We start from the raw sequence: 24,986 nt of genomic DNA on the forward strand, positions 1-24,986 counted from the left end.
CGGGGCCCCACCTGTGCTCGTCGCACAAGTGTCTGCATAATCGCTCCCACTGCGAGGGAGGGGACCCACCGTGACGGCATATCTCTGCCCGGACTGCGGGGCGGAACGGCAGAGGGACGGCCGGCCCGGCTGCGCGTGCGCGGCCCGGGCGGCCGCTGCCGCCGAGGACTTCGACCCGCTCCGCATCCGGCCGTACGTGGAACTGCGCGAACCGGTGGCGGCACCCGAGCCCGAGCAGTCCCCGGCCTTTACCGACGCCCTCTCCGAGGCGGGCGCCTCCGCCCCGCGGGCGGCCGGCGGTTCCGGCCCGGACCCCTCCGCGCCGGGCTCCGCCGCCTCCCCGGGCCCCGCGGCGGCTTCGGAACCGGCTTCCGCCCAGGAGCCGGAGCGGGGACCCGCATCGCCGCCGGCTCCGGGCCGGGCTCCGGAACGGACCGCCGGCGGGGCTCCCGGCCCGGGGATCGCTGCCGCGCCCGCCCCTCCCTCCGTTGCCGCTCCGCCGTCCGCGCACCCCCCGGCACCCGGACCCGCCCCGGCCGCGGTCCCCGGCTCGGGGGCCGGATGGGACACGCTGTTCAGCTCCCCGCCCGCCGGCCCGGCACCGGGAAGCACCGGCGGACCGGGCGGACAGGCGGCTCCGGACGGCACGGGCGCGCCTGGCGCGAGCGGCGCGGGCGGCGCGACCGGCTCGACCGGCGGAGGCCCCGGATCGCCCGGAGACGGCACGGCTCCGGGGAGCGGACGGCACACACCGGACACCGCCGTCTCCCCCTCCGGTACGGCTCCGCGGCAGCCCGCGGACCACCCGGCGGCCCCGACCTCGGCTCTCCCCCGGTTCGACGGCACCGCCTCCCCGGCCGGGGAGGCCGGCGCCCCGGACGCCACCCGCCCCCTCTCCCCCCTCGCCGCGGCGGTAGCCGCCGCGAACGGCCCGGACTCCCGCCCCCGCGCCGAGGACCTGGGCCTCTTCCACGAGGACCTCCCACCGGACGGCACCCCGGAGGACGCCCGCAACGCCGGCCCGGACCGGCCCGGGCGCCGCCGCCGTACGGCCGTGATCGCCGGCGCGGCCGCGGTGGTGGCCGCCGTCTGCGTCGGTGCCTTCGCCACCGGTCTGCTGGGCGGCGACGAGGAGGACCGCGTGGCACCGAACGAGAACAGCGCCACGCCCACGGCCGTGCTCCCCACGGACGACGGCGAAGCCTCGCCGAGCGGCTCCTCCTCCCCGTCGGCCTCCGCCTCGGCCTCCGGCTCCCCGTCGGCCTCCGCCACGGAGGCGTCGACCGGTGCGAGTCCGTCCGGGACGGCGGGGTCCGCGGCGCCGGACGGCGGCACCCCCGAGCCCACCCGGGCGTCGGGTTCCGTCTCCGTCTCCCCCGGCGAGCCGGGCGACGGGCAGGGCGAGCCGCCGGTGCTGCGGAAGGGGATGTCGGGGCCCGAGGTCCTGGAGATGCAGCAGCGTCTCAACCAGGTGGGCCTGTTCACCTCGGTGGACGAGGACGGCGCCTACGACGACGAGGACGAGCGGGCGATCGACAACTACCAGCGCTGGAACGGCGTCAAGGGCGACCCGAGCGGGGTCTACGGCCCGGAGACCCGCAGCTCGCTGGAGAGCCGGACCGAGGAGCCGTAAGCCTCGCACGTGAACGGCCCCGCGCTCACGGGGTCCGGCACGGTCCGGACGAAGGCCCTCGCCCCGGCCCCACCGGTTCCCGGCCGCGCGCCGGGCCGTCCGGCGGCGAACGGCCCGGCGGGCAACGGCCGGTCCGGCACCTGCCGGGGCGCGGCTCACGGGGGGTCCGGCCCGTCCGGACAAGGCCCCCGGCCCGGGCCCGTCCGGACCTCTCCGTTCGCGTCCGCCATACCCGGCGCCGTGCCCCGCCCTCTCGTCACCTCGCCGGGACGCCGTGCCGCCGGGCGTGCCCGCGGACGGAGCACGCCCGGGCGCTGCCGCTATCGCCCCATCCGGCCGGTTTTGCCGGGCTGTGCCCTCGCGGAAAGCGCCCCGATGGGGACCTGTCCGTTCCGCTTCACACCCCTGTCTGCATAATCGCTCACACTGCGATGAGGGGATCCACCAAGTGACGGCACATCTCTGCCCGGACTGCGGGCTGGAGCGGACCACGGACGGCAGCCCCGGCTGCGACTGCGCGGGGCGGGCGGCCTCCACGGCCGGGGACACGGCCCCGCTGCCCCGCGTGCCGTCCACCGATCCGTCGCCGCACCTCCCCGGCGGACCGCCGCACGGGACGCCCGGCTCCGGCGACTTCCAGAACGGGCACGGCGCGCCCGGGCCGGAGGACGACGGCACCGGCTTCCCGGTGAACGGCCCGGCCGCCACCGCCGCGGACCCGGACCCGGCGCAGCCGCGTAACGGCCTTCCGGCCGCGCCGGGCCACGCGGCGGCGGAGGGCCCGGCGGAAACGGACGGCCCGGCGCACTCGAACCCCGGGGCGTACGCGGAGGCGGGCCCGGACGCGGACCCCTGGAGCCCGGCCCCGGGGGCGGAGCAGCCCTCCGGCGACGCGCCGGCCCCCGGCACCGCCGGGCTCGCGGACGACGACCCCCGTCAGCCGGAGGACGGCAGCGGCACCAGGCCGCTGTCCCTCCGCCCGGTCTCCCCGGCGACCTCACTCGTGTCGATGCCGGAGGCTCCGGTCTCCGGCCCCCGCGAGGAGGACCTGGGCCTCTTCGGGAACTTCACACCCGCCGAACCCACCGGACCCGCCACCGCGCCCGCGGCACCCGCCGGGCACGGAGCCGGGGATCCCCACGCCTCCGGACTCTCACGGGCCGAGCACCGGGCGAACCGCCGCGAGCACCGCCGCCGCGGGGCGGCCATCGCGGCCGCGGCGGTGGCCGTGGCCGCCGTCTGCGCCGGCGTGCTGGCCGTTGGTCTGGCCGGCAGCGGAGAGAGCGAGAAGGACCGCGCGCTGCCGGACGAGAACCCCCGGGTCCCCACCGCCGTACTGCCCACCGGCGACGCCTGGACGGGCAGCGGCCGGCCCTCGGCCTCGGCCACCGGGCCCTCGGCGTCCGGCACCCCCAGCGGGTCCCCGTCCGCGAGCCCGTCCGCCGGGAAGTCGGCCTCCGGATCCCCGGACGCCGACCGGACCTCCGGCCCCGAAACGCTGGACGAGACGACCCGGCCGGAAGCGGCTCCGGTCCTCAGCAGGGGAATGTCCGGACCGGAGGTCCTGGAGATGCAGCGGCGGCTGAATCAGATCGGCCGGTCGCTGAAGGTGGACGAGGACGGCCGGTACACCGGGAACGAGGCCCGGGCGATCAGCCGCTACCAGAACATGTACGGCGTCGAGGGCGACCCGAGCGGCGTCTACGGCCCGGCGACCCGCAGCTCACTGGAGAGCCGCACCGGGGGCTGAGGGCGTGCTGCGAGCACGCCGGCCGTGCCGCACGACGACGTCCGATCTCCGCCGGCACGACGATGTCCGATTTCCGCCGGCACGACATGCGCTGTCCGACCACGCTGGCGGCATGACGATCTCACCCACCACGGACCCGGTGACCGTCCTCACCGGCATGTACGCGGCAGAGGCGGAGTACCTGGCGGCCGGAGGCCCCGGCAAGGCCTCGTTCGGCCTGCTCGCCCCCTTCTTCGCCCCGGACGTCGAGCTGCGCCAGGCGGACGCACTGCCGTACGGGGGCGTGTGGCGCGGGCACGACGGCATGGCGCGGTTCTTCCTGGCGATGGGGCGGGCCTGGGAAACGTTCGACATGGTGGAGCAGGAGTTCCTCGCCACCGGCGAGACCGCGGTCGTGCTCACCAGGGTCCGAGCTCGCGCTCGTGCGACCGGCCGTGAACTCGACTTCCCCATCCTGCAGACGATCACGGTCAGGGACGGGCGGATCGCCGAGGTCCGCCCCTTCTACTGGGACACCCGGGCCATCGCCGACGCCTGCGCCCCGTCCGCGTCGCCGGGCTGAGACCGGGAGCCGGGCTTCCGGAGGTTGTCGCGGAAGCCGTAGGCGGGGCCGGGACGGCCGCCCCGATCCCGCGTCCGCGCGGGCAGGGCCGGGTCGTCGGGCCCGGCCCCGGGAGCAACAGCCGCTGGGACGGCGGGACTTCACCCCGGGGCACCTCCTCCGGCACCCGGGAACCCGCACACCGGACACCGGCGGCCCGCTCAGCCACCCGGCCGCCGCCGCGGCACCCGGAGCACATCCGTTCCCAGAGGGGCTGGCGTCCTGGCCCCACCTTTTGTATGGTTGAGGAACAAAGTGGTTCCGCCCGCACTCCCTGACCGGCGGGCGGAGCCGCCTTGTTCTTCGCGTTCCCCCGCCGCACCACCGCACGCCCGCGCTCAGGAGCAGCCCATGACGGCCACCCCCGCCGCGCCCCTCTCCGCCCGCGCCGTACTCCTCGACATGGACGGCACCCTCGTCAACTCCGACGCGGTGGTGGAGCGGTGCTGGCGGCAGTGGGCGGCGGAGCAGGGCCTCGACGGCGACCACGTCATGCGGCACGCGCACGGCCGGCAGGGCCAGGCCACGATGGCGCTGCTCCTGCCCGACCGCCCCGCGGCCCTCAACGACGCGGACAACCGCCGGATGCTGGACCGGGAGACCTCCGACATGGACGGGGTCGTGCCGGTCCCCGGCGCCGCCGCGCTGATGGCCGCGCTCCGCGGGCTGCCGCACGCCCTCGTCACCTCCGCCGACCGCGGGCTGGCCGGCGCCCGGATGGCGGCCGCCGGGCTGCCGATGCCCGCGGTGCGCGTCACCGCCGAGTGCGTGGGCGCGAGCAAGCCGGACCCGGAGGGCTTCCTCAAGGCCGCCGCCGAACTGGGCTTCGACCCGGCGGACTGCGTGGCCTTCGAGGACTCGGAGGTGGGCATCGCGGCGGCGCGCGCGGCCGGGATGCGGGTGGTGGGCGTCGGCGCCCGCGCGGCCGCCTGCGAGCCGACCGTCCATGTGCCGCACCTGGAGCCGGTACGGGTCGCCGGGGACGGCACCGGGCTGGTCCTGACGTTCACCGCCCGACCGGACTTCCCGTAGCGGACGGCCCCGGCGCCGCGGTGGCCGGCGAGCACCCACCACCGCCGCCGGACCCGTCCGGGTCCGGACCCGGACCACACGCCTCCGTCCGCCGGCCGGGCGGCTGAGGGCGGCGCACCCTCCCCACTGCGGCGTGAGCGCCCAGCCCGTGGGGCGGGGACGGGGGCCGGGCCCCCGGCCTCCACGGAGCTCGGCGCGCCCCGCCCCCGGACCGCCGGACCGCCGGCCCGTCAGCCCGTCGCGGCCTCGTACAGGCTGAACGCCGCGAGCGCGAGCATGACCGTCGCCGCGACCTTGGTGATCAGCCGCAGCGGCACGTACTTCATCAGGGTGCGGCCGCCGAGGATGCCGATACCGGCCACCGCCCACAGCGCCAGGACCGCGCCGAGGCCGACCGACAGCGGGTCGTCGTAGCGGGCGGCCAGGTTGGCGGTCATGATCTGGGTGAGATCGCCGAACTCGGCGGCGAGGATCAGCATGAAGCCCGCGCCGGACACCTTCCAGAAGCTCTGGCCGGCCGGCTCGGCGCTCTTCTCCTCGTCTTCCTCGCCGTCCTTCTTGAAGAGCAGGACCGCAGCCCCCACGAGGAAGAGCGCACCCACCACGGCCTGCACGATCCGCTGCGGCAGCAGCGTGAGCACACTGCCGGCGGCGACGGCGAGCACCACATGGACGAGGAAGGCGGCGGCCACGCCCGCGAAGACGTACGAGGCGCGGTAGCGGGTGCCGAGCAGGAGACCGGCGAGCGCGGTCTTGTCGGGCAGTTCGGCGAGGAAGACGACGCCGAAGACGAGTGCGATGGTGCCGATGCTGAGCACAGCGGTGTTTCCCTCTGTCGGTCGATGGCTGGGCTGCCCGACCGGTGACCTGGCTGTGTTTCAGGGGTCGCTTCGGCCCGGCAGCGTCTGGACACTGCGGCCGAAGGTCTCGCCGGGCGGGCCGCGCACTGCCGCGCGCTGCCTGCCTCCGGGCGCCGGCCCGGCCACGAGAAGCGGCCGAGCGGTATGTCGACGGTCCGGCGAAGAGCTACTCCCCTTCAGACGCGTTCAGCCTACGCGATGCCCCGCCGGCTCCGCGTCCCGGCACGGGACCCGCGGGCGGGCCGGGACAGGGAGCGAGAGCGGGGAGCGGAGAGCGGAGAGCGGGGAGCGGAGAGCGGGCCGGGAGGGACGCTGCCCGGCACGGGCGCGACCACAGCAGGGCTCCGGCGGCGGCGAGTTGACGGCGACCCCCGGCACGCTGCCGCCCCACTCGCACGGGTGTGCCCCTGTTCGTCCACCGGGCCGGCGGGTATGGACACGTCAAACCCTTGATCTGACGTGCCCATGTCGTCAATCTGTAACCCGGCGCCCCACCCCAGGACATCTGGCGGCGGCAGCCTGTGGCCGATTCCCCACCGGCCAACGTCCCCCCATTCCCAGGGAGTTCCCATGCCCCGTACCCACTCCGCCACCACCCCGCGCGGCAAGGTCTACGCGCGTCGCGCCGGGCTGACCGCCGGGCTCGCCGCCCTGCTCGGCACGGTGCTGCTCAGCGGCCCCTCCGCGCACGCGGCGCCCCCCACCCCGCCGAGCGCCTCCACCGCCCGCAGCTACCTCTCCCAGCTGACGGTCAAGGCGGAAGGTTCCAGCAGCGGGTACAGCCGCGATCTGTTCCCGCACTGGAGCACCCAGAGCGGCAGCTGCAACACCCGGGAGGTCGTGCTCAAGCGCGACGGCACGAACGTCGAGCAGAACAGCTCCTGCGCGGCGGTCAGCGGCACCTGGCGCTCCCCGTACGACGGCGGCGTGTGGACCGCCGCCTCCGACGTCGACATCGACCACGTGGTGCCGCTCGCCGAGGCCTGGCGCTCCGGCGCCTCCTCCTGGACGACCAGCAAGCGGCAGGGTTTCGCCAACGACCTCACCCGCGCCCAGCTGATAGCCGTCACGGACAACGTGAACCAGTCCAAGGGCGACCAGGACCCGGCGGAGTGGATGCCGCCGAGCAGCGGCTACCACTGCATGTACGCCCGCATGTGGGTCCAGGTGAAGCACCACTACGCCCTCTCGGTCGACTCCGCCGAGAAGTCGGCGCTCAGCGGTGTGCTGAACGGCTGCTGAACCGTCCGGCACCCAAGTCCCGGCCGGCGGGGTGGGGTTGAGACGGCTCCTCGGGCTCGCCGGTTCCCCCGGCAGGCCACCGGGCCGGACCGCCCGCCGCCCGGGACTCCCCGCCTTCCTCCGTCGTTCCGTACCGTTGCGGGACGACGGAGGGAGGCGGTCACCATGACCGGACTGCGGCTGGGACCGCTTTTGCGGTACGTGGACGCGCACAGCGCCACGGTCTGGATCGAGACGGACGGCCCGTGCGAGGCGGAGGTCCGCTGCGCGGGCGGCCCGGATGACGCGAGCACCGCGCTCGGCACGGACGGCGCGCCCGGTACAGCCGGCACAGGAGGCACCCCCGGAGCGAGCGCGGGCGGCGCTCCGGGTACGGCCGGCGCGGACGGCGCGCTCGGCTCGGAGGGCACCACCGGCACGGGCGGCATTCCCGGCGCGGAGGCCGCCACCGGCACGGGCGGCACGCCCCGCGCGGGCGCGGCCGCCCCCGGCGGCACGGCCTCCCCGGCGGCGCCCGGCGGCACGGCCCGGAGCTGGCGGGTCGGCGGCCACCACTACGCGCTGGTGACCGTCACCGGCCTGGCCCCGGAGAGCACCACCCCGTACCGGGTGCTGCTCGACGGCCGCCAGGTGTGGCCGCCGTCCGGCGGCGACGAGCCCCTCCCCGTCATCCGCACCCTTCCGCGCCCCGGCACCGACGGCACGGACGGCCGCCCGCTGCGCGTGTCCTTCGGCTCCTGCCGCTGGGCCGCCCCGCCGTCCACCACCACGGCCGGCGGTCTCGGCCCGGACGCGCTGGACACCCTCTCCCTCCGGCTGGCCGCCGACCCGCACGCCGAGCGCCCCGACGTCCTGCTGCTCCTGGGCGACCAGGTGTACGCGGACGAGACCTCCGAGGCGACCCGGCGCTGGATCGCGGAGCGGCGCAGCCTGGAGGAGCCGCCGGGCGACCAGGTCGCGGACTACGAGGAGTACACCCGCCTCTACGACGAGTCCTGGTCCGACCCCGAGCTGCGCAGACTGCTGGCCACCGTCCCCAGCTGCATGATCTTCGACGACCACGACGTCATCGACGACTGGAACACCAGCGAGGCCTGGCTGACGGAGATGGAGGCCACCGGCTGGTGGCGCGAGCGGGTGCTGTCCGGGCTGATGTCCTACTGGGTCTACCAGCATCTGGGGAACCTCTCCCCCGCCGAACTGGCGGCCGACCCGCTCTTCACCGCCGTCCGGGAGGCGGCCGACGGCACCGCGCTCGTACGGGAGTTCGCGGCCGCCGCGTACGCCGACCCCACCCACGTCCGCTGGAGCTACCGCCGCGACTTCGGCCGGACCCGGCTCCTCATGGTCGACACCCGCGCCGCCCGCGTGCTGCCCGAGCACCGGCGCGCGATGCTCGGCAAGGAGGAGTCCGACTGGCTGCGCGAACAGGCGCTGGCCGACCCGGGCTCGCGCGACCACCTGCTGATCGGCACCTCGCTGCCCTGGCTGCTGCCGCCCGCCATCCACGACACCGAGCAGTGGAACGCGGCGCTGTGCGGCGGCGAGCGCGGCGCCCGCTGGGCGCGCTGGGGCGAGAAGGTGCGGCAGGGCGCGGACCTGGAGCACTGGGCGGCCTTCCCGGCCTCGTTCGACGCGCTGGCCGACCTGGTCGCCCGCGCGGGCAGCGGTCCGGAGGCACCGGCCACGGTCTGTGTCCTGTCAGGCGACGTCCATCACGCGTACATCGCCGAGCCGCGGTGGCCGGACCCGGCCGGACGTCAGGAACGGAGCGGGCGGCCGGCCGGGGCCGGCGGGGCCCCGGGAGCCGGCGAGCCGGGCCCGGCCGCCGAGCCGGCCGGGACCCATGGGGCCACCGAGCCGAGCGGGGCTGCCGGAGCCGCCGGAACCACCGGGGCCGCTGAGCCCGGCGGACCCGTCCAGAAGGCCGCCGGGACCGCCGGGCCGACCGCGGCCGGCGGGGCCACCGGGCCGGGCGGGATCGCCACGGCCAACGGGGCCGTCAGGACCGGCGGGGCCGGGCCGGAGGGCGCGGTCCGGCCCTCGGCGCGGGTGCTCCAGCTGACCTGCTCCCCGCTGCACAACAGCGTCCCGGCGGTGATCAAGCTCGGCTTCCGCTTCGGCTGGAGCCGGGCGGGCCGCCTGCTGGGGCGTGTCCTGGCGCGGCACGGGCGGGTCCGGCGGTCGCCCGTGAGCTGGCGGAAGGCCGGCGGCCCGTGGTTCGGCAACCAGCTGATGACGCTGACGCTGCGCGGGCGCGAGGCCACCCTGACCCTCCACCGCGCCGAACCCGACGGCACCGGCGGCGGCCGCCTGGCCACGGTCCTGCACCGCCGCCTGACCGGTCCGGGCCCCGGCGGGCCCGGGGATCGCTGAGCCGAAGGGGCCAGGGGCCGAACGGGCCGCCGACGCGGCTGCGGATGTTCCGCGCCCGCCGTCGGCGCGGTGTGGGGCCGGACATCGTTCCGGTGTCCCCGGGCGTACGCTGTACGGCGGTACATGACCGCTTCTGCCGCACCCCCGCGACGCGCGGTCGGGGGTTCGGATGGGAGAAGCCGTGCTGGAGGATCTGGGGTCGCTGACGGCGGCCCCGTGCATCTACGTCATCGTCGCGCTGTCGGTGCTGCTCGACGTCTTCCTGCCCGTCCTGCCCAGCGGCTTCCTGGTGATCGCCGCCGCCACCGCGGCGGCCGGCGCGGGTGCGGCCGACGCCGTCGAAGCCGCCGCCACCGGCACGGCCGGTTCCGCCGCCGGCGTGCCCGACCTTCTGGTGCTCGCCCTCTGCGCCGCGACCGCCTCCGTCCTCGGCGACCTGGCCGCCTACCGCCTGGCGCGGCGCGGCGGTGAGCGGTTCGACCGGGCCATCGCCCGGTCCCGGCGGCTGTCCTCCGCGCAGGCCCGGCTGGGCACGGCGCTGGTCCGGGGCGGCGGGCCGCTGGTGCTGCTCGCCCGCTTCGCGCCGGCCGGGCGGTCGGTGGTCAGCCTCGGCGCGGGCGCGGCGCACCGGGCGGTCCGCGAGTTCCTGCCGTGGTCCGCGCTGGCGGGCCTGGTGTGGGCCGGCTACAGCGTGAGCCTCGGCTATCTCGGCGGCCAGTGGCTCGGCGCGTCGTGGTTCGGCGCCGCCGTCTCGGTGCTGGCCCTCCTCGCGGCGGGCTCGGCGGCCGCGTACGCTCTGCGCCGCCACCCCCGCCCGTCCGGCCCGCGCCCGGACGGGGCGGCGTAACTGCGGGGGCGCGCGCCGGCGCCTCCGCGTCGGCCGCACGCCGCACGCCGCACGCCGCACGCCGCCAGGCCACCGCATCTCAGGGCCTGCCTCACGGCGCCACCACCCCTCCGCCGAGCCACGCCACCGCGTCTGTCGCACGCCGCACAACGCACAACGCTGTGCGAACGTCCTTTCCCGCGACCGGGGTTCACACGGCCGACCGTCCCGCTTCCCCGGCTCGCACGATTCGGTGCGCGAGTCCCGTCGGCACGCCTCCAGGCCGCCCCGGCACGCGTCAAGCCGCCCGGACGCCCCTGACGGCCGGACGGCAGCAGCGCATCCCGGCACGGCGCTTCGCCCCGGCGGCCGCACCTCCGTAGGCCGTTCCTCCGTACGGCCGTTGGTACGGCCACTCGTTCGCGGCGCCCGGATCGCCGTGTCCGGGCCGGGCTTCTAGCGTTCCCCAGAGGGAGCGGAACGCGGGCGTCCGGCCGCACACACGACGGTCGGAGTCCGCCGTGAACGTGGAGGAGAACGGGCCCATGCGCAGCACACGCCTCGCCGCGACGGCCGCCCTGGCCGCCACCGTACTCAGCGCGGCTCCGCTCATGGCAGCGGTCCCGTGGGTCCCCGCCGCGGCAGCCGCCTCGGACGACGCCCCGCCGGGGCCGTCCGTCGAGACGGAGCCGTCGACCGTCGCACCCGGCGGCACACTGCGGCTGCGCGCCACGGGGTGCGAGAGCCGCACCGGCACGGCCTCGTCCCCGGCCTTCGGGCGCATCCGGCTCGAACCGGGCGATCTGAAAGCCGGCCATCTCTTCGGCAGCGCCACGGTCCATCTCCACGCCCGGACCGGCGACCACCAGGTGAGCGTGCGGTGCGGCGGACCCGAGGGCCGCTCGGCGGCCACGCGCGTCACCGTCTCGCGGGAGGCGGCGGAGGCCGGAGCGAGCGGCTTCCGCGGGACGGTGACGGCGACGGGCGGCGCCCTGCTGCTGGCGGCCGCCGCGCTCGGCCTGTATCTGCGCCGCCGCGCCCGCACGGCCCCGGCCCGCTGACCCCCGGGAGCAGCCGGGAGCAGTCCGTACCCGCCCCGGCCGGGCGGGGCCGCATGGACGATCAGCGGCCGGCCGCCCGTCAGCCCGTGGCGCGGTCCCGCTTCCCGGCGGATGCCGTCTTCTTCTTGGCGGACGCCGTCTTCTTGGCCGCCCCGGACGTGCTCTTCCGGCCCCGGGAGTCCTTCGCCGACGAGGCGCTCTTCTTCGCCGTGCTCTTCCGGCCGCCGGCCTTCCCGCCGGTCTTCCCCTTCCCCTCCCCCGCCTTCTCTCCCTCTCCCCGCCCCGCGCCACCGCGCCGGGCGGCGCTCTTCTTCGCCGCCGTCTTCCCGGCGCGCAGCTCCCGTACTTCCCCCTCCGTCCCGGCGTCCTCCTTCCCGCCGGCCGCCCCGCCGCCCTTGCCACCACCGCCCCCGCCGCCTCCGCCGTCCCCGCCGGCCGCCGCGGCCTGCTCGCCGCGGCCCTCGCGTGCGGCGCGGACGCTGTTCTCCAGCGCGGCCATCAGGTCGATGACCTTGCCCCCGGCCTCCACCCGCTCCCGCGCCTCCTCCGGTTCGACGCCCTCCAGCTTGGCGGCGACCAGCGCCTCGACGGCTTCCCGGTACTCGTCGTGCAGTTCCTCCGGGTCCAGCTCGCCGAGGGTCTCCATCAGGGTGTCGGCGAGGTCGAGTTCGGCGTCCCGGATGCCCACCTCGGTGTCGGGTGCGACGCCGGTCGCGGGCCGGATCTCGTCCGGCCACAGCATGGTGTGCAGGGCGAGGGCGTCCTCGACGACCCGCAGCATCGCCAGGGTCTCGCGGCCGCGGAGGGCCAGTTTGGCGATGGCCACCTTCTCGCTGCGGTTCAGCGCCTCGCGGAGCAGCACGTACGGCTTCACCGCGCCGCCGCCGTCGGCACCGAGGTAGTACGAGCGGTCGAGCTGGAGGGGGTCCACGGTGTCGGCCGGCACGAAGGCGAGGATCTCGATGGTGCGGGCGGTGGGCAGCGGCAGCGCGGAGAGGTCCTCGTCGCTGAGCGGCACGGTCGTCCCGTCGGCGGCCTCGAAGGCCTTGGTGATCTCCTCGGTGGGGACTTCCTCCTCGTCCAGCTCGCACACCTTGCGGTAGCGGATGCGCCCGCCGTCGGCCGCGTGGACCTGGCGGAACGAGACCGAGTGGTTCTCCGTCGCCCCGAAGACCTTGACCGGGATGCTGACCAGGCCGAAGGAAATGGAACCCTTCCAGATGGATCGCACGATTCACACCTTTCGTGCCTTCATGTGATGATCCATGCTATGTCGATCATCGCGGAGGTGGAGGGGCGGCGGCTGGCGCTCAGCAATCTGGAGAAGGTCCTCTATCCGAGCGGTTTCACCAAGGCCGAGGTCCTGCACTACTACGCCGCCGTCGCACCGGCGCTCCTGCCCCACCTGCACGACCGCCCGCTGTCCCTGCTGCGCTATCCGGACGGCACGGAGGGCGAGCACTTCTTCGCCAAGAACGTGCCGCCCGGTGCCCCCGCCTGGGTGAAGACGGCCGAGGTCCCGCGCTCGGAGGACAAGTGGGCGCGGCAGATCCTGGTGCAGGACCTGCCGACGCTGATCTGGGTGGCCAACCTCGTCACCGAGCTGCACACCCCGCAGTGGAAGGCGGCGGACCCCGCCCTCGCCGACCGGCTCGTCCTGGACCTCGACCCGGGCGCCCCGGCCACGGTCGTCGAGTGCTGTGTCGTCGCGGACTGGCTGCGGGCGCGGCTGGCGGAGGACGGACTGCGCGCCCACGCCAAGACGAGCGGCTCGAAGGGGCTGCATCTGCTCGTCGCGCTGCACCCGCCCGCGCCCTCGCGCGAGGTCACCTCCTACGCCAAGGCGCTCGCGGTGGAGGCGACGCGGGCGCTGCCGGGGCTGGTGACCCACCGGATGTCCCGCTCGCTGCGGCCGGGGAAGGTGTTCGTCGACTTCAGCCAGAACGCGGCCGCGAAGACCACCGCCGCGCCGTACACGCTGCGGGCCCGCGACACCCCGACCGTCTCGGCCCCGGTGGAGTGGACGGAGATCAGCGCCTGCGCGGACCCGGAGCAGCTCGCCTTCCGCGCGGGCGACCTGCCCGAGCGGCTGGCGGCGCACGGGGACCTGCTGGCCGGGCTCCTCGATCCGGAACGCGGCCACCCGCTCCCGGACCTCCGGGCACCGTGAGCGGGCCCGGGGCGGAACCCGCGCGGGGCGCGGACTCCGCGCCCGAAGCCGGCTCCGGCGCCGGCTCCGGGGGCCCGTACGGCCGGGCCGCGCCGCGCCCGCCGGTGGAGGTGGCGCTGGCCCGGCCGGTCGAGCGGCTGCCCCGGGGCGCCGGACTCGCGTACGAGCCCAAGTTCGACGGCCACCGGGTCGTCCTGCTCCGCGACGCGGACCGCGTCCTCCTCCAGGCGCGCTCCGGCCGGATCGTCACCGACTCCTTCCCCGATCTGGTGCGGGCGGCCGAGGCGCTGCCCGCCGGCACGGTGCTCGACGGCGAGGTCGTCGTCTGGACGGAGGGCCGTACGGACTTCGCCGCCGTGCAGAAACGCGCCATGGCCCGCCGCGGCCGGGCCGCCGAGCTCGCCCGGCGGCTCCCCGCCTCGTACGCGGCCTTCGACCTGCTGGCCACCGGCACCACGGACTTCCGGCCGCTGCCGTACCGGCGGCGGCGCGCAGCGCTGACCGAACTGCTGGCCCCCGTCGGCCCGCCCCTCCAGGCCGTGCCGATGACGACCGATCCGGACCTGGCCGCCCTCTGGTACGAGACGCTGACCGCGAACGGGGTCGAGGGCCTGGTCGTCAAACGGCTCGACGGAACCTACCGCGGCGGCCGGCGGGACTGGCTGAAACTGCGGCACTCCGACACCCGCGACGCGGTGGTCGCCGGGGTGACGGGCTCCCGTTCGCATCCGCGCGCGCTGGCGGTGATCCTGCCCGGTGACGACACCCCGGTCCTCACCTCCCCGCTGGCCCCCGCGGTCCGGGCACAGCTCGCCGGGGCCCTGGCGGGTCTGCCCCCCGGCGAGGCTCCGGCGACGGGCGAGGCCGTGACCACGGACGGGACGCCGTATCTGCCCGTTCCGCCGGTGCTGACGGTGGAGGTGCGGCAGGGTTCGACCCGTCATCCCGTGACGACGGTCAGCCGGCTGCGCCTGCCGGAGTGACTCCGGGTCACCGCGAGGGCGTCAAGGTCCGTTACCCGCCATTTCGCGGCGTTCTGCCCGCGGGGCGTTTCCGCACCGCCGCACCACGGGCATCACCTCTCTGCCAACACGCCGAAACTCCCCGAAGTCCGTTGATATTACGGATAGTTGGCTACCTTCTGTGTTCCCGGCACGTCCCGCCCCCACAGCGTGCTCTCGTCCATCGAGCTGCCCCTAGGGATCCTCCATGGCCACACCCCTCTCCGCGAGCCGGCTCCTCGCAGCGATCAAGGCCGAAGGCTGCAAGGTCGTCGAGTACAAGAGCTGGCGCACCCACAACCGCAACCACAAGGGCCCCTGGGGGCCGGTGTACGGCGTGATGATCCACCACACCGTCACCTCGGGCACCGACTCGTCCGTCGCCCTCTGCTACAACGGGCACAGTTCGCTGCCCGGACCGCTCTGCCACACCGTCGGCGCCAAGAACGGCACGCTCTACATGGTGGGCAACGGCCGCGCCAACCACGCCGGTTCGGGTGATGACGACGTCCTGCGGGCCGTCATCGACGAGCGGGCCCTGCCGGCGGACAACGAGGCCAACACCGACGGCAACCGCCATTTCTACGGCATCGAGCTGATCAACCTCGGCAACGGCCGCGACCCCTGGCCCGAAGCCCAGCTCGACGCCGCGGCCCGCTGGGCCGCCGCCATCTGCCGCGCGCACGGCTGGAACGAACGCTCCGTCATCGGGCATCTGGAGTGGCAACCGGGAAAGGTGGATCCGCGCGGCTTCACCATGAGCAGTTTCCGGTCCCGCGTGAAAGCCCTCCTCTCCCGCCCGCCCGGCCAGAACGACACCGCCCCGGAGGACGACGTGCCGCACTACCTCAGCCTCGGCATGCACAAGGAATTCGCGATGACCCCCGGCACCTGGTACTCGGTGGCCTGGGACCAGGAGTGGTCGGACCCGCTCAAGCACCACGCCGCGGGCGGCCGGACGTTCGCGACCAACTGCCAGTACAACGGCGTGGCCTCGATACGGGTCCGCGGCCTCACCCCGGGCCGGGAGCTCCAGGCCCGCATCGTCGAGGACGACGCCTCCGGCGACACCGTGCAGACCCATCCGATCGGCGAGGCGGTCGGCACGGCCGGCAGCACCTTCCTGGCCTTCCCCTTCTCGGGCAAGGCGCGCAAGGATCGCAAGATTCACTGCAGATCCTGCACAACGGCGAGGAGCCGGTGACGGTCGAGAAGAGCTACCTCAAGGCCCAGGTCTGGCCGAACTGACAGCGTTTTCCGTCTTCCCCGCCTTTCGAAAGGGTGGCCGGGGCGGGGAGAGCCGGGGGTGGTGTCCGGGGTTCGCACCCGGCCGCCACCCCCGGCCGTTCCCGGCCGTGTTCCCGGCCGCGCCGCCGCCCCTCCGGCCCAGCCGCGCCGGCCGGACCGCCCGCGTCCGGCCCCGGGCCCGGCCCGCTTCCCCGGGCATCCGCCGCTCCCGGGCCGGCCCGTCGGCCCCTGACCGGCACAGTAACGAACAGACATACCGAAAAACCCCTATCCGGACTATGCGCCAACTATGGAGAGAAAAGGGCGGTTAGCCTCTATCCACCGCATCCGGTTCACCGGATGACATCACAGGAGGATGAGGAGACTTCATGCGCACGATGCAGAAGGCCGCCATGGTCATGGCCATGCTGGGGACCATCGGGTTCCTCGGGACCGGCACCGCCCTGGCCCAGTCGGACATGCAGTCCGAGCGTCAGACACAGCGGTACGAGCAGAGCTACGACAACGAGCGGGTCGCGGATCACCGGGGCCGCGGTCACGGCCGCGGACACGGGCACGGCCGCTGGCACGGCGGGCACGGTCACGGCCACGGCAAGTGGGGCCACGGCCGCGGGCACCACCGCGGACACTGGGGCCACGGCCGCGGGCACCACCGCGGACACGGCCACGGCAACTGGGGCCACGGCCGCCGGTGACCACGGCCGGCCGCCGGACCCGGTCCCGACTCCGCGTCCGGCAGCCGTCCCGCTCCACCCGCACCGGCCCGACACCACCCGGCCGGCGGCTCTGACAGCGCCCGGCTGATCACCTCCACCGGCGTCGGACCGGACCAGGAGACCCCCTGCCACCTCCGTGGGCAGGGGGTCTTCGCCGTGCCGCGCCGGGCCCGCCGAGCCCTCACCGCCCGCCGCTCTTTCACCCGCCGTTCCTCCGCCGGGCTCTTCGCCGGGCCGGCCCTCCGTCAGCCCTTGACGACGCCCAGCGGCACCAGGCGGGCGACGAGCCGGGCGAGGCCGGCGCCCTCCGTGACGTCGGCGACCACGTCCACGTCCTTGTACGCCTCCGGAGTCTCCTCGGCCAGGCCCCGCCAGGAGGACGGCCGGACGGCCACCCCCTTCGCCTCCAGGCCGGCGCGCAACCGTTCACCGCGCACCGAGCGCAGCGCCTGATGACGGCTCATCACCCGGCCGGCGCCGTGGCAGGCGGAGTGGAAGGCGTTGTTGCCGGGCAGGCCGGTCATGACGTACGAGGCGGTGCCCATGGTGCCGGGGACGAGCACGGGCTGCCCGGCGTCGGCGAGGTCCTCCGGCAGGTCCGGATGGCCCGGGGGCAGGGCCCGGGTCGCGCCCTTGCGGTGGACGCAGAGCCGGCGCCGCCCGCCGTCCACCTCATGGGTCTCGACCTTGGCCATGTTGTGGGAGATGTCGTACACCAGGTCGAGACCGGTCCCGAGGGCGGTGGTGAAGGCGCGGCGGGCCGCCTCGGAGAGCAACTGCCGGTTGGCGCGGCCGTAGTTGGCGGCGGCCGCCATGGCGCCCAGGTAGTTGCGGCCCGGCGCGGAGTCCACCGGGGCACAGGCGAGCTGACGGTCCGGCAGATCGATGCCGTAGCGGTGCAGAGCCTGGTCCATCACCTTGACATGGTCGGTGCACACTTGGTGGCCGAGGCCGCGCGAACCGCAGTGGATCATGACGCAGACCTGGTCCGGTCGCAGGCCGAAGGCCGCCGCCGCCTCCGGGTCGTAGAGATGGTCGACCGCCTGGACCTCCAGGAAGTGGTTGCCGGAGCCCAGACTGCCCACCTGCCCCAGCCCCCGCTCCACCGCCCGCCGGCTGACCTCGCCGGGCGCGGCGCCCTCCAGCGTCCCGGAGTCCTCGCAGCGTTCCAGGTCCCGCGGCACACCGTGGCCGTGCTCGACGGCGTACCGGGCACCGCCCACCAGCAGGTCGTCCATCGCGTCCGGGCCGGACAGCTCCCACAGCCCGCCGCGCCCCATGCCGCGCGGGATCGTGCGGCCGAGGATGTCCATCAGCCGTTCGAAGGCACCGGGGTCCAACTCCGCCCGCGTGCTCCCGGCGGCCAGCAGCCGCACCCCGCAGGAGATGTCGAAGCCGACCCCGCCGGGCGAGACGACACCACCGTCGTCGATGTCGGTGGCGGCGACCCCGCCGATCGGGAAGCCGTACCCCCAGTGCACGTCGGGCATCGCGTACGAGGCGCGGACGACGCCGGGCAGGGTGGCCACGTTCGCGACCTGCTCCAGGGCCTTGTCACCGGCCGCCTGCGGCAGCAGCGCGCGCGAGGCGAACACCACTCCCGGTACGCGCATCGCCCCCCGCGCCTCGATCCGGAAGCGGTACGGGGTCTCCTCCGTCAGTTCGATCTCCACATCCTCACCTCCGGTTCGGTGGACCGGGCGCGGTCCGCCGGGGACCGGGCCGGCCTGCCCGCTGCCTTCGTACGACGCCTCGGCCGCTCTCCACGCCACCGCCGCCGCCCCGTGGACGGCCGTGTCCTGTGGCGTCCCGGTCAGGCGCCCCGTCCGGATGCCGCGTCGCACCTGTGGGGGGTGTTCCGCGTACGGACCGGTCCGGTGCCGGGGCCGGTGCGGCCTAGACGTCGAGGGTCACCGCGCAGGTCCACCCCCCGGAGTCACCGCGCAGCCGCAGGTCATGCAGCGAGACGGCCTTGGGTACGGCACCGATCAGCGGGGTGCGGGCGGCGTCGGCCATCCGGCAGCGGACGGTGGCGGCCCGCAGGCCGCCGGTGGCGCGGATCGGGCCCACCGCGGTCTCCAGCGGGATCTCGCCGTCGGCGTCCAGCCGGTAGACGGCCTCGTCGAGGACGGAGACCAGCAGATCCTCGTCGGTCGGCGCCGTGACCTCGAACTCGCGCTCGGCCACCGCCGCGGCCCCGGAGAGGTCCGCGAAGCTCTCCACCGCGCCGCGCACCGCCTCGGTGATGCACCGCTCGGCCGTCTCCGACCACGCCTCCACCCGCAGATCGGCGGTGTGCGGCACGGTCCGGTGGCCGCTGCCGCGCGGCCGCCCGCCGGCTTCCGTACCGTCCACGCCACCGCCTCTCCGCACCGCCCCGCGCACGGTCCGGGCGCCACCGCGCCTCTCCCTCCAGACTCGCCCCGCGCCGCGCGGGCGGCAACCCGGTACGGGAGGACCGGCGCGGCCGGCCGGCCCGGGGGTGCGGGCAGCGCCGTCCCGCCATGACCGGCGGTTCTCCTCACCCGGCCCGCCCGGTGATTGAGTGGTTGGCGCCGACCGGCCGTACTCATGACGGCGGGCCCCGCTCCCGGGTGTCCGGCCCGCCGCGCCACCACCGGGCTTCGCATGGAAGGACCTTCGGGTTGCCGCTCTCTCGTCAGCTTCCGAACACGGACAACGCCACCAAGGAGGACGGCCCGGCGCCGGACGACTCCCGGGAGCACACACCGGACGACACCCCCCTCACCGACCAGGACGCCGCCGCGGGCGGGGACGACACCGCGACCACCGGCGGCGGTGACGACAAGCGGGACGACGCCGTCACGGACGGCGCCCCCGCGGCCGCCACCACGCGTGACACCGACCGTGACACCCCGGCGGAACCCCCCGGACCCCGGACCGCCGCCCCCGGCGCGGCATCCGCCGCCCGGCGGGAGACCACCGGCGGCGCCGCAGGCGACGGCCGGGGCAGCGACGGCAACGCCGCGGAGAGCGAAGCCGCCGCCGAGGCCGCCGGGAAGCCCACCGCGGTGGGGAACCCCGCCCGGGCCGACGGGGCCGACGACGAGGCCCGCACCGGTGACGGCACGGACAGCGGCCCCGAACAGCCCACCGCCGCACGGGAGTCCGCCCCGGCCCGGAGCGCCCTCGCCCGTCCGGGCAAGGCTGAGCCCGGAACACCGGCCCCGGACAGCACAGTCGGCAGCCCCGCCGACGACGCCACCACGGGCACCGCCGACGGCACCACGGCCGAGGCCCCGCCCGGTGGCGGGCCCGACACCGGCGGCGAGCGCCGCGGCCCGCGCGGTCTGCGCGGTCTGCGGGCCCGTCACCCGGCCGCCGCACGCGCCGTGGCGTACACGCTCACGGCCCTGGCCGTCCTCCTCGTCTACGCCGCCCTCGTGCTGCCGAACGGGCTCACCCGCTTCAAGCCCTCCGCCTTCACGCGCATCCCCGGCGAGGCGGTCGTCGCCGCCGCCGTCCTGCTCTTCCTGCCGCCGAGGGCCCGGCGGTGGGTCGCGGCGCTCTCCGGGACGGGCCTCGGACTGCTGCTCGTCCTGAAGTTCATCGACATCGGCTTCTACGCGGTCCTGAGCCGGCCGTTCGACCTCGTACTCGACTGGATCCTCTTCGAGGACGGCCACTCCTTCCTCGAATCCACGATCGGCGGGACAGGCGCCACCGCGGCCCTGATCGGCGCGGTGGCCCTGGCCGCCGCCCTGCCCGTCCTGATGACGCTGGCGGTGATCCGGCTGAGCGAGATCCTGGTCCGGCACCGCGCCACGGCCACCCGCACCACCTTCACCGTCGCCATCGTCTGGATCACCTGCTCCGCGATCGGCCTGCAGATCGGCAGCACGCCGGTGGCCTCCAGCGCCGCGGCCAGGCTCGTCAAGGACCGGGTGAACCGGGTGGAGGCCGGCATCGAGGACGAACGTAAGTTCGCCAGGGTGGCGGCCGTCGACGACTTCCGCGACACCCCGCCCGACGACCTGCTGACCGCCCTGCGCGGCAAGGACGTCCTCTTCGCCTTCATCGAGAGCTACGGCCGGGTGGCCATCGACGAGAACCCGGACATGTCGCGCCGCATGAGCGCGGCCCTCGCGGAGGACACCGGCCGGCTGGAGAAGGCCGGTTTCTCCTCCCGGAGCGGCTTCCTCCGCTCGCCCACCACGGGCGCCGGAAGCTGGCTGGCCCACTCCACCCTGTGGTCGGGCCTGTGGGTCGACAACCAGCGGCGCTACCGCACGGTGACGGCGAGCGACCGCCTCACCCTCACCGGCGCCTTCCAGCGCTCCGGTGCCTGGCGGACGGTCGGCATGATGCCGGGCGTCACCCGGGCCTGGCCCGAGGGGAAGTTCTACGACTTCGACGCCATCTACGACTCCCAGCAACTCGGCTACCGGGGGCCGAAGTTCAGCTGGACGCCGGTCCCCGACCAGTACACCCTGTCCGCGTTCGAGCGGCTGGAGCGCGCCAAGAGGGACCGCGACCCGCTGATGGCCGGGATCATCCTCGCCACCAGCCACAACCCCTGGGCGCCCATCCCGCGGATGATCGGCTGGGACGAGGTCGGCAACGGCTCCGTCTACCACGCCATGAAGGAGGAGGGGAAGGACCCGGAGGAGGTCTGGAAGGACCCCGAGCAGGTGCGCACCGAGTACCGGCGCGCCGTCGAGTACTCGATGGACAGCCTGGTCTCATACCTGGAGGAGTACGGCGACGAGGACACCGTGCTCGTCGTCCTCGGCGACCACCAGCCCGTGCCGACCGTCGCCGGCGACGGGGCCAGCCGGGACGTGCCGATCTCGATCGTCGCCCACGACGAGGCCGTGCTGGACCGGATCGCCGACTGGGAGTGGGACGAGGGCCTCAAGCCGGGCCCGGACGCCCCGGTCTGGCGGATGGACACCTTCCGCGACCGCTTCCTGACGGCATACGGCCCGCAGGGCGATGGCCCGGCCGCGCGGGAGGCGGGCACGGAGTCGGGCACGGAGTCGGGCAAGCCGACGAAGCAGTGACCGGCGGCCGGTGAACACCATCCGGCACCAGCACAGGTGAGCCCCGGGCCCGACGGCCCGGGGCTCTCTGCCGTCGGCGCGACTCCGTACAGGGAAGCGGTCGAATGGCCCACCGGTCCCCAACCAGGTTGTTTGTACAGCAGGTTGGGACATGTCAATCCACCCTGGGAACCCATTTCGATCATCTTGTGGGAGGACGCACGCGAACCTGTGTTCGACTACCGTCACTTCCGGAATATCCGATCGAACGGGGAGGGTGCATGACCAGCACCTTGAAGAAGTTCGGGACCACCGCCTCGGCGATGGGTCTGCTCGCCGCGGGCATGACCTTGGGTCTCGCGCCGTCCGCGCAGGCCGCCGCCGGACCGTCCGGCTGCAGCGCCTACGTGTCGCACACCAACGACCACGTGGCCGTCGGCTGGTGCAACTCCGGCAACGGCTCCTGGAACGTCCAGGCCTACTGCGGCGGCCCGGGTGGCGCCAGGGGCCCCTACAAGGGCACCCCCGGCTACCGCACGCGCGGTGTGGAGAAGGCGGCGACGCTCAACTGCGGCTCCTCCGGCTACCCGTACAACCTGAAGGTCGTCGACAAGAAGGTCTGACCAGGGCCCTACCGGGCCGGGCTCGGCCGGGGGAACGCAAGTCCGAGGCCGACTGCCCCACCCGTGCGACGGGTGGGGCAGCCGGCCTCCGCCGCTCCGCGGCCCGGTGGTCCGCGGTCTCAGACGCTCTCCGCGGCCGCGCCCCGGACGGCCACGGGGCGGGTGCCCCGGCGGGTCCTGCCCCGCGTCGCGGCGCGGCCGCCGGTCTCCCCGGACGGGACGTCGCCCTCGCGGGCCCGGAAGCGCCACAGCGTCCCGATGTCCCGGCCGAAGGACCACACGAGCAGCGCCAGCGCCCCCAGCACCGTCCCGTACGCGACCGTGTACGGGAGAAGACCGGAGGCCGCCGCGAGCAGCAGTACGCCCTGCAGGGCGGCCACCGTCTTGCGGGCCATGCTCGGCGGCAGCGGCCCGTTGAGCCACGGCATCAACCGCGCCGCCGCGACGAAGCCGTAGCGCATGGCGCCGATCAGCAGCACCCAGCCGCCCAGCGCCATGGCGTCGTAGAGGCTGAGCACGAGGATCAGGAAGGCGTCGACCTCCATGTCGAAACGCGCTCCGAGGGGGGAGGCCGTCCCGGTGCGCCGGGCCACCTGCCCGTCCACCGCGTCCAGGCTCAGCGCGACCGCCGTGAACACGACCAGCGCGCCCACCGGGACCGGCCCGGTGAAAGCGTCGGCGACCAGCGCGGTGACACCGCCGACGAGCGTCGTACGGGCCAGGGTGACGGCGTTGGCCGGGCCGAAGGGCCTCGGTGGCCAGGACCGGTGCAGGGCGCGGGTGAGCAGGGCCCAGGTGCCGGCCGTGAACGCCAGGCCCGTCAGCCATCCCGCGAGCCCCAGACCGACGGCCGTGTCGAGAAGGACCAGCAGAAGGATCTGCGCGCCCGCCCCCGCGGTTGTCTCCTGGCGCAAGAGCCTCGTTTCGCAAAGGTCGCTCAGGGCCACCGCGCATCCTCCCGCTGTCAGTTCAGTGCCGTCTCATGTCCCGTTCCCGTTCCCGGTCCGGTGCCGGATCCCGGCGCCGCTCCGCGGCGGGGTCCGGCCGGGGCCGGCCGGGTGACTCTGTGGCAGAGTCGGGGCGGCCGCGTACCGTGTGCGGCCTCGCGCTTAACAACGTGAGCCGAACCCCCAGCGTTCAGCAGGAGGACGCCGATGCCGCGCACCGCCCGCGCCTTCTGGCTCAACTCGCCCGGCCACGGGGAGATACGGGACGTCACCCTGCCCGAGCCGGACGACGGTGACGTCGTCGTGCGCGCGCTCTACTCGGGCGTCAGCCGCGGCACGGAGAGCCTGGTCTTCCGCGGGGGTGTGCCGGAGAGTCAGCACACGCTGATGCGGGCGCCGTTCCAGGAGGGCGAGTTCCCCGGCCCCGTCAAGTACGGCTATCTGAGTGTCGGTCTTGTCGAGGAGGGGCCGGAGCACCTCCTCGGCCGTACGGTCTTCTGCCTCTACCCGCACCAGAGCCGGTACGTCGTCCCGGCGAGCGCCGTGACCCCGGTGCCGGACGGGGTCCCCGCCGCCCGCGCCGTGCTGGCCGGCACGGTGGAGACGGCGGTGAACGCCCTGTGGGACGCGGCGCCGCTGGTCGGCGACCGGATCGCCGTCATCGGGGCCGGCATGGTCGGCTGCTCCGTCGCCGCCCTGCTCGCCCGCTTCCCGGGCGTCCGCGTCCAGTTGGTGGACGCCGATCCGTCCCGCGCCGCCGTCGCCGAGGCGCTGGGCACCGGGTTCGCCCTCCCCGGAGACGCCCTGGGCGACTGCGATCTCGTCGTCCACGCCAGCGCCAGCGAGGCCGGGCTCACGCGCGCCCTGGAGCTCCTCGCGCCGGAGGGCACGGCCCTGGAGCTGAGTTGGTACGGGGACCGGCGGGTCAGCCTGCCGCTCGGCGAGGCCTTCCACTCCCGGCGGCTCATCGTGCGCGGCAGCCAGGTGGGGACGGTCTCCCCCGCCCGCGCCGCGCGCCGCACCTACGCCGACCGGCTCGCCCTCTCGCTCGAACTCCTGGCCGACCCGGCCCTCGACGCCCTCATCTCCGGCGAATGCGCGTTCGAGCAACTGCCGCTGACGCTCTCGCGGATCGCCTCCGGCGAGCTGCCCGGGCTGTGCCACCGCGTCCGGTACGACGCGCCCGCGTGAACCGTGTTGTGTGAGCCGCCGCGGTGCGTGAGCCGTCCGCGTGAGCGGCACCGCGTGAGCCGTCCCGCGTGAAACCCGGCGTGCGAGCCGCCCGCGCGCGCCGTCGCGTGTGAGCCGCCCCCGCGCCGGCGTCCCGCGCGGCGGCGCCACCGCCGCACGACGACGTCCGCATTCTCCTCGTCCCGGGCTTTGAACAGGAGTTACGCTCCGGCCGTACTGCATGGCACGGCCCGGCAGCGGGCCGCACAGCCCAGAAGACCTGGAGGTCGGTCGTTGTTCAGCGTCACCGTCCGTGAGCACCTGATGGTCGCTCACAGCTTCCGCGGCGAGGTCTTCGGACCCGCGCAGCGTCTGCACGGCGCGACGTTCCTCGTGGACGCCACCTTCCGCCGCACCGACCTGGACGCCGACAACATCGTCGTCGACATCGGCCTGGCCACCAGCGAACTGGGGGCCGTGGTCGGGGAGTTCAACTACCGCAATCTCGACGAGGTGCCCGAGTTCGCCGGAGTCAACACCTCGACGGAGTACCTGGCCAAGGTCATCGCCGACCGGCTGGCCGACAAGGTGCACGCCGGGGCCCTGGGCGAGGGGGCCCGCGGCCTGAGCGGCATCTCCGTCACCCTGCACGAATCCCACATCGCGTGGGCGAGTTACGAGCGGACGCTGTGAACGGGGCCGCCACCACCACCCTGCCGCCGCGCTC

21 protein-coding genes are annotated in these 24,986 nt (G+C 75.2%); 16 read left to right on the forward strand and 5 right to left on the reverse strand.

Annotation, left to right across the window (positions count from 1 at the left end):
- Positions 1–70: 70 nt before the first annotated feature.
- From IF83_RS35330 to IF83_RS0117855, 4 genes are all read left to right on the forward strand, one after another.
- Positions 71–1,633, forward strand: coding sequence for a peptidoglycan-binding domain-containing protein (locus IF83_RS35330; RefSeq protein ID WP_051722880.1), 1,563 nt, complete (start codon positions 71–73; stop codon positions 1,631–1,633).
- A 448-nt stretch (positions 1,634–2,081) separates the two neighbouring features.
- Positions 2,082–3,383, forward strand: coding sequence for a peptidoglycan-binding protein (locus IF83_RS31250; protein WP_051722881.1), 1,302 nt, complete (start codon positions 2,082–2,084; stop codon positions 3,381–3,383).
- 112 nt (positions 3,384–3,495) lie between these two features.
- Positions 3,496–3,945 (forward strand): nuclear transport factor 2 family protein, encoded by a 450-nt coding sequence (locus tag IF83_RS0117850; RefSeq protein WP_030545236.1) that lies wholly within the window; start codon positions 3,496–3,498, stop codon positions 3,943–3,945.
- Between the two features lie 390 nt (positions 3,946–4,335).
- A complete protein-coding gene (locus IF83_RS0117855) occupies positions 4,336–5,016 on the forward strand; it encodes an HAD-IA family hydrolase (RefSeq protein ID WP_030545237.1) in 681 nt (226 codons plus the stop codon).
- Between the two features lie 230 nt (positions 5,017–5,246).
- Here the strand turns inward: IF83_RS0117855 and IF83_RS0117860 are convergent, their stop codons facing one another.
- On the reverse strand, positions 5,247–5,834 hold the full coding sequence (locus IF83_RS0117860) for a TMEM165/GDT1 family protein (RefSeq protein WP_030545239.1): 588 nt from the start codon (positions 5,832–5,834) through the stop codon (positions 5,247–5,249).
- 612 nt (positions 5,835–6,446) lie between these two features.
- Here IF83_RS0117860 and IF83_RS0117865 point away from each other — a divergent pair.
- The 4 genes from IF83_RS0117865 (at position 6,447) to IF83_RS0117880 (ending at position 11,381) form a co-directional block, all read left to right on the forward strand.
- Positions 6,447–7,118 carry an HNH endonuclease family protein gene (locus IF83_RS0117865; protein ID WP_051722882.1) on the forward strand — a complete coding sequence of 224 codons (672 nt, stop codon included), beginning with the start codon at positions 6,447–6,449 and terminating at the stop codon, positions 7,116–7,118.
- Between the two features lie 165 nt (positions 7,119–7,283).
- Positions 7,284–9,494 (forward strand): alkaline phosphatase D family protein, encoded by a 2,211-nt coding sequence (locus IF83_RS32235; protein ID WP_078843573.1) that lies wholly within the window; start codon positions 7,284–7,286, stop codon positions 9,492–9,494.
- Positions 9,495–9,675: 181 nt separating this feature from the next.
- Entirely contained in the window at positions 9,676–10,341 is a 666-nt protein-coding gene (locus IF83_RS0117875) for a DedA family protein (RefSeq protein ID WP_030545245.1), read from the forward strand.
- Positions 10,342–10,865: 524 nt separating this feature from the next.
- Entirely contained in the window at positions 10,866–11,381 is a 516-nt protein-coding gene (locus tag IF83_RS0117880; RefSeq protein WP_030545247.1) for a hypothetical protein, read from the forward strand.
- A 79-nt stretch (positions 11,382–11,460) separates the two neighbouring features.
- Here IF83_RS0117880 and ku read toward each other — a convergent pair whose 3' ends face one another.
- Positions 11,461–12,612, reverse strand: coding sequence for a non-homologous end joining protein Ku (gene ku, locus IF83_RS0117885; RefSeq protein ID WP_030545249.1), 1,152 nt, complete (start codon positions 12,610–12,612; stop codon positions 11,461–11,463).
- 39 nt (positions 12,613–12,651) lie between these two features.
- Between ku and ligD the strand changes: the two genes are divergently transcribed.
- The 4 genes from ligD to IF83_RS34320 all read left to right on the forward strand — a co-directional run bounded on the left by ligD (position 12,652) and on the right by IF83_RS34320 (position 16,495).
- Positions 12,652–13,551 (forward strand): non-homologous end-joining DNA ligase, encoded by a 900-nt coding sequence (gene ligD / locus IF83_RS0117890; protein ID WP_030545251.1) that lies wholly within the window; start codon positions 12,652–12,654, stop codon positions 13,549–13,551.
- 104 nt (positions 13,552–13,655) lie between these two features.
- Complete coding sequence (locus IF83_RS0117895) at positions 13,656–14,534, forward strand: ATP-dependent DNA ligase (protein ID WP_030545253.1); 879 nt, start codon at positions 13,656–13,658, stop codon at positions 14,532–14,534.
- 226 nt (positions 14,535–14,760) lie between these two features.
- The gene (locus IF83_RS32240; protein WP_078843574.1) at positions 14,761–15,756 is read left to right on the forward strand and encodes an N-acetylmuramoyl-L-alanine amidase; all 996 of its coding nucleotides are present in this window, start codon (positions 14,761–14,763) and stop codon (positions 15,754–15,756) included.
- 412 nt (positions 15,757–16,168) lie between these two features.
- A complete protein-coding gene (locus IF83_RS34320) occupies positions 16,169–16,495 on the forward strand; it encodes a hypothetical protein (protein ID WP_037680357.1) in 327 nt (108 codons plus the stop codon).
- A 266-nt stretch (positions 16,496–16,761) separates the two neighbouring features.
- On the opposite strand, the gene IF83_RS0117910 is transcribed toward IF83_RS34320, so the two are convergent.
- Both IF83_RS0117910 and IF83_RS0117915 read right to left on the reverse strand, forming a co-directional pair.
- A complete protein-coding gene (locus IF83_RS0117910) occupies positions 16,762–18,189 on the reverse strand; it encodes an RtcB family protein (protein WP_037680443.1) in 1,428 nt (475 codons plus the stop codon).
- Between the two features lie 223 nt (positions 18,190–18,412).
- Positions 18,413–18,871 (reverse strand): archease, encoded by a 459-nt coding sequence (locus IF83_RS0117915; protein ID WP_030545259.1) that lies wholly within the window; start codon positions 18,869–18,871, stop codon positions 18,413–18,415.
- A 290-nt stretch (positions 18,872–19,161) separates the two neighbouring features.
- Here IF83_RS0117915 and IF83_RS0117920 point away from each other — a divergent pair, with 290 nt between their 5' ends.
- Both IF83_RS0117920 and IF83_RS0117925 read left to right on the forward strand, forming a co-directional pair.
- Positions 19,162–21,540 (forward strand): alkaline phosphatase family protein, encoded by a 2,379-nt coding sequence (locus tag IF83_RS0117920; RefSeq protein ID WP_208605895.1) that lies wholly within the window; start codon positions 19,162–19,164, stop codon positions 21,538–21,540.
- Positions 21,541–21,800: 260 nt separating this feature from the next.
- The gene (locus IF83_RS0117925; protein WP_030545262.1) at positions 21,801–22,142 is read left to right on the forward strand and encodes a hypothetical protein; all 342 of its coding nucleotides are present in this window, start codon (positions 21,801–21,803) and stop codon (positions 22,140–22,142) included.
- A gap of 119 nt (positions 22,143–22,261) precedes the next feature.
- Here IF83_RS0117925 and IF83_RS0117930 read toward each other — a convergent pair whose 3' ends face one another.
- Positions 22,262–23,089, reverse strand: a complete 828-nt coding sequence (locus IF83_RS0117930) for a CDP-alcohol phosphatidyltransferase family protein (RefSeq protein ID WP_078843576.1) — start codon at positions 23,087–23,089, stop codon at positions 22,262–22,264.
- A 207-nt stretch (positions 23,090–23,296) separates the two neighbouring features.
- On the opposite strand from IF83_RS0117930, the gene IF83_RS0117935 reads away from it, so the two are divergent.
- Both IF83_RS0117935 and IF83_RS0117940 read left to right on the forward strand, forming a co-directional pair.
- Positions 23,297–24,280 (forward strand): zinc-dependent alcohol dehydrogenase, encoded by a 984-nt coding sequence (locus tag IF83_RS0117935; protein WP_030545266.1) that lies wholly within the window; start codon positions 23,297–23,299, stop codon positions 24,278–24,280.
- A 273-nt stretch (positions 24,281–24,553) separates the two neighbouring features.
- On the forward strand, positions 24,554–24,952 hold the full coding sequence (locus IF83_RS0117940; RefSeq protein WP_019709268.1) for a 6-pyruvoyl trahydropterin synthase family protein: 399 nt from the start codon (positions 24,554–24,556) through the stop codon (positions 24,950–24,952).
- Positions 24,953–24,986 lie beyond the last annotated feature (34 nt).

The sequence above is a fragment of the Streptomyces albus subsp. albus genome (assembly GCF_000719865.1).
GTDB classification, from domain to species: Bacteria; Actinomycetota; Actinomycetes; order Streptomycetales; family Streptomycetaceae; genus Streptomyces; species Streptomyces albus_E.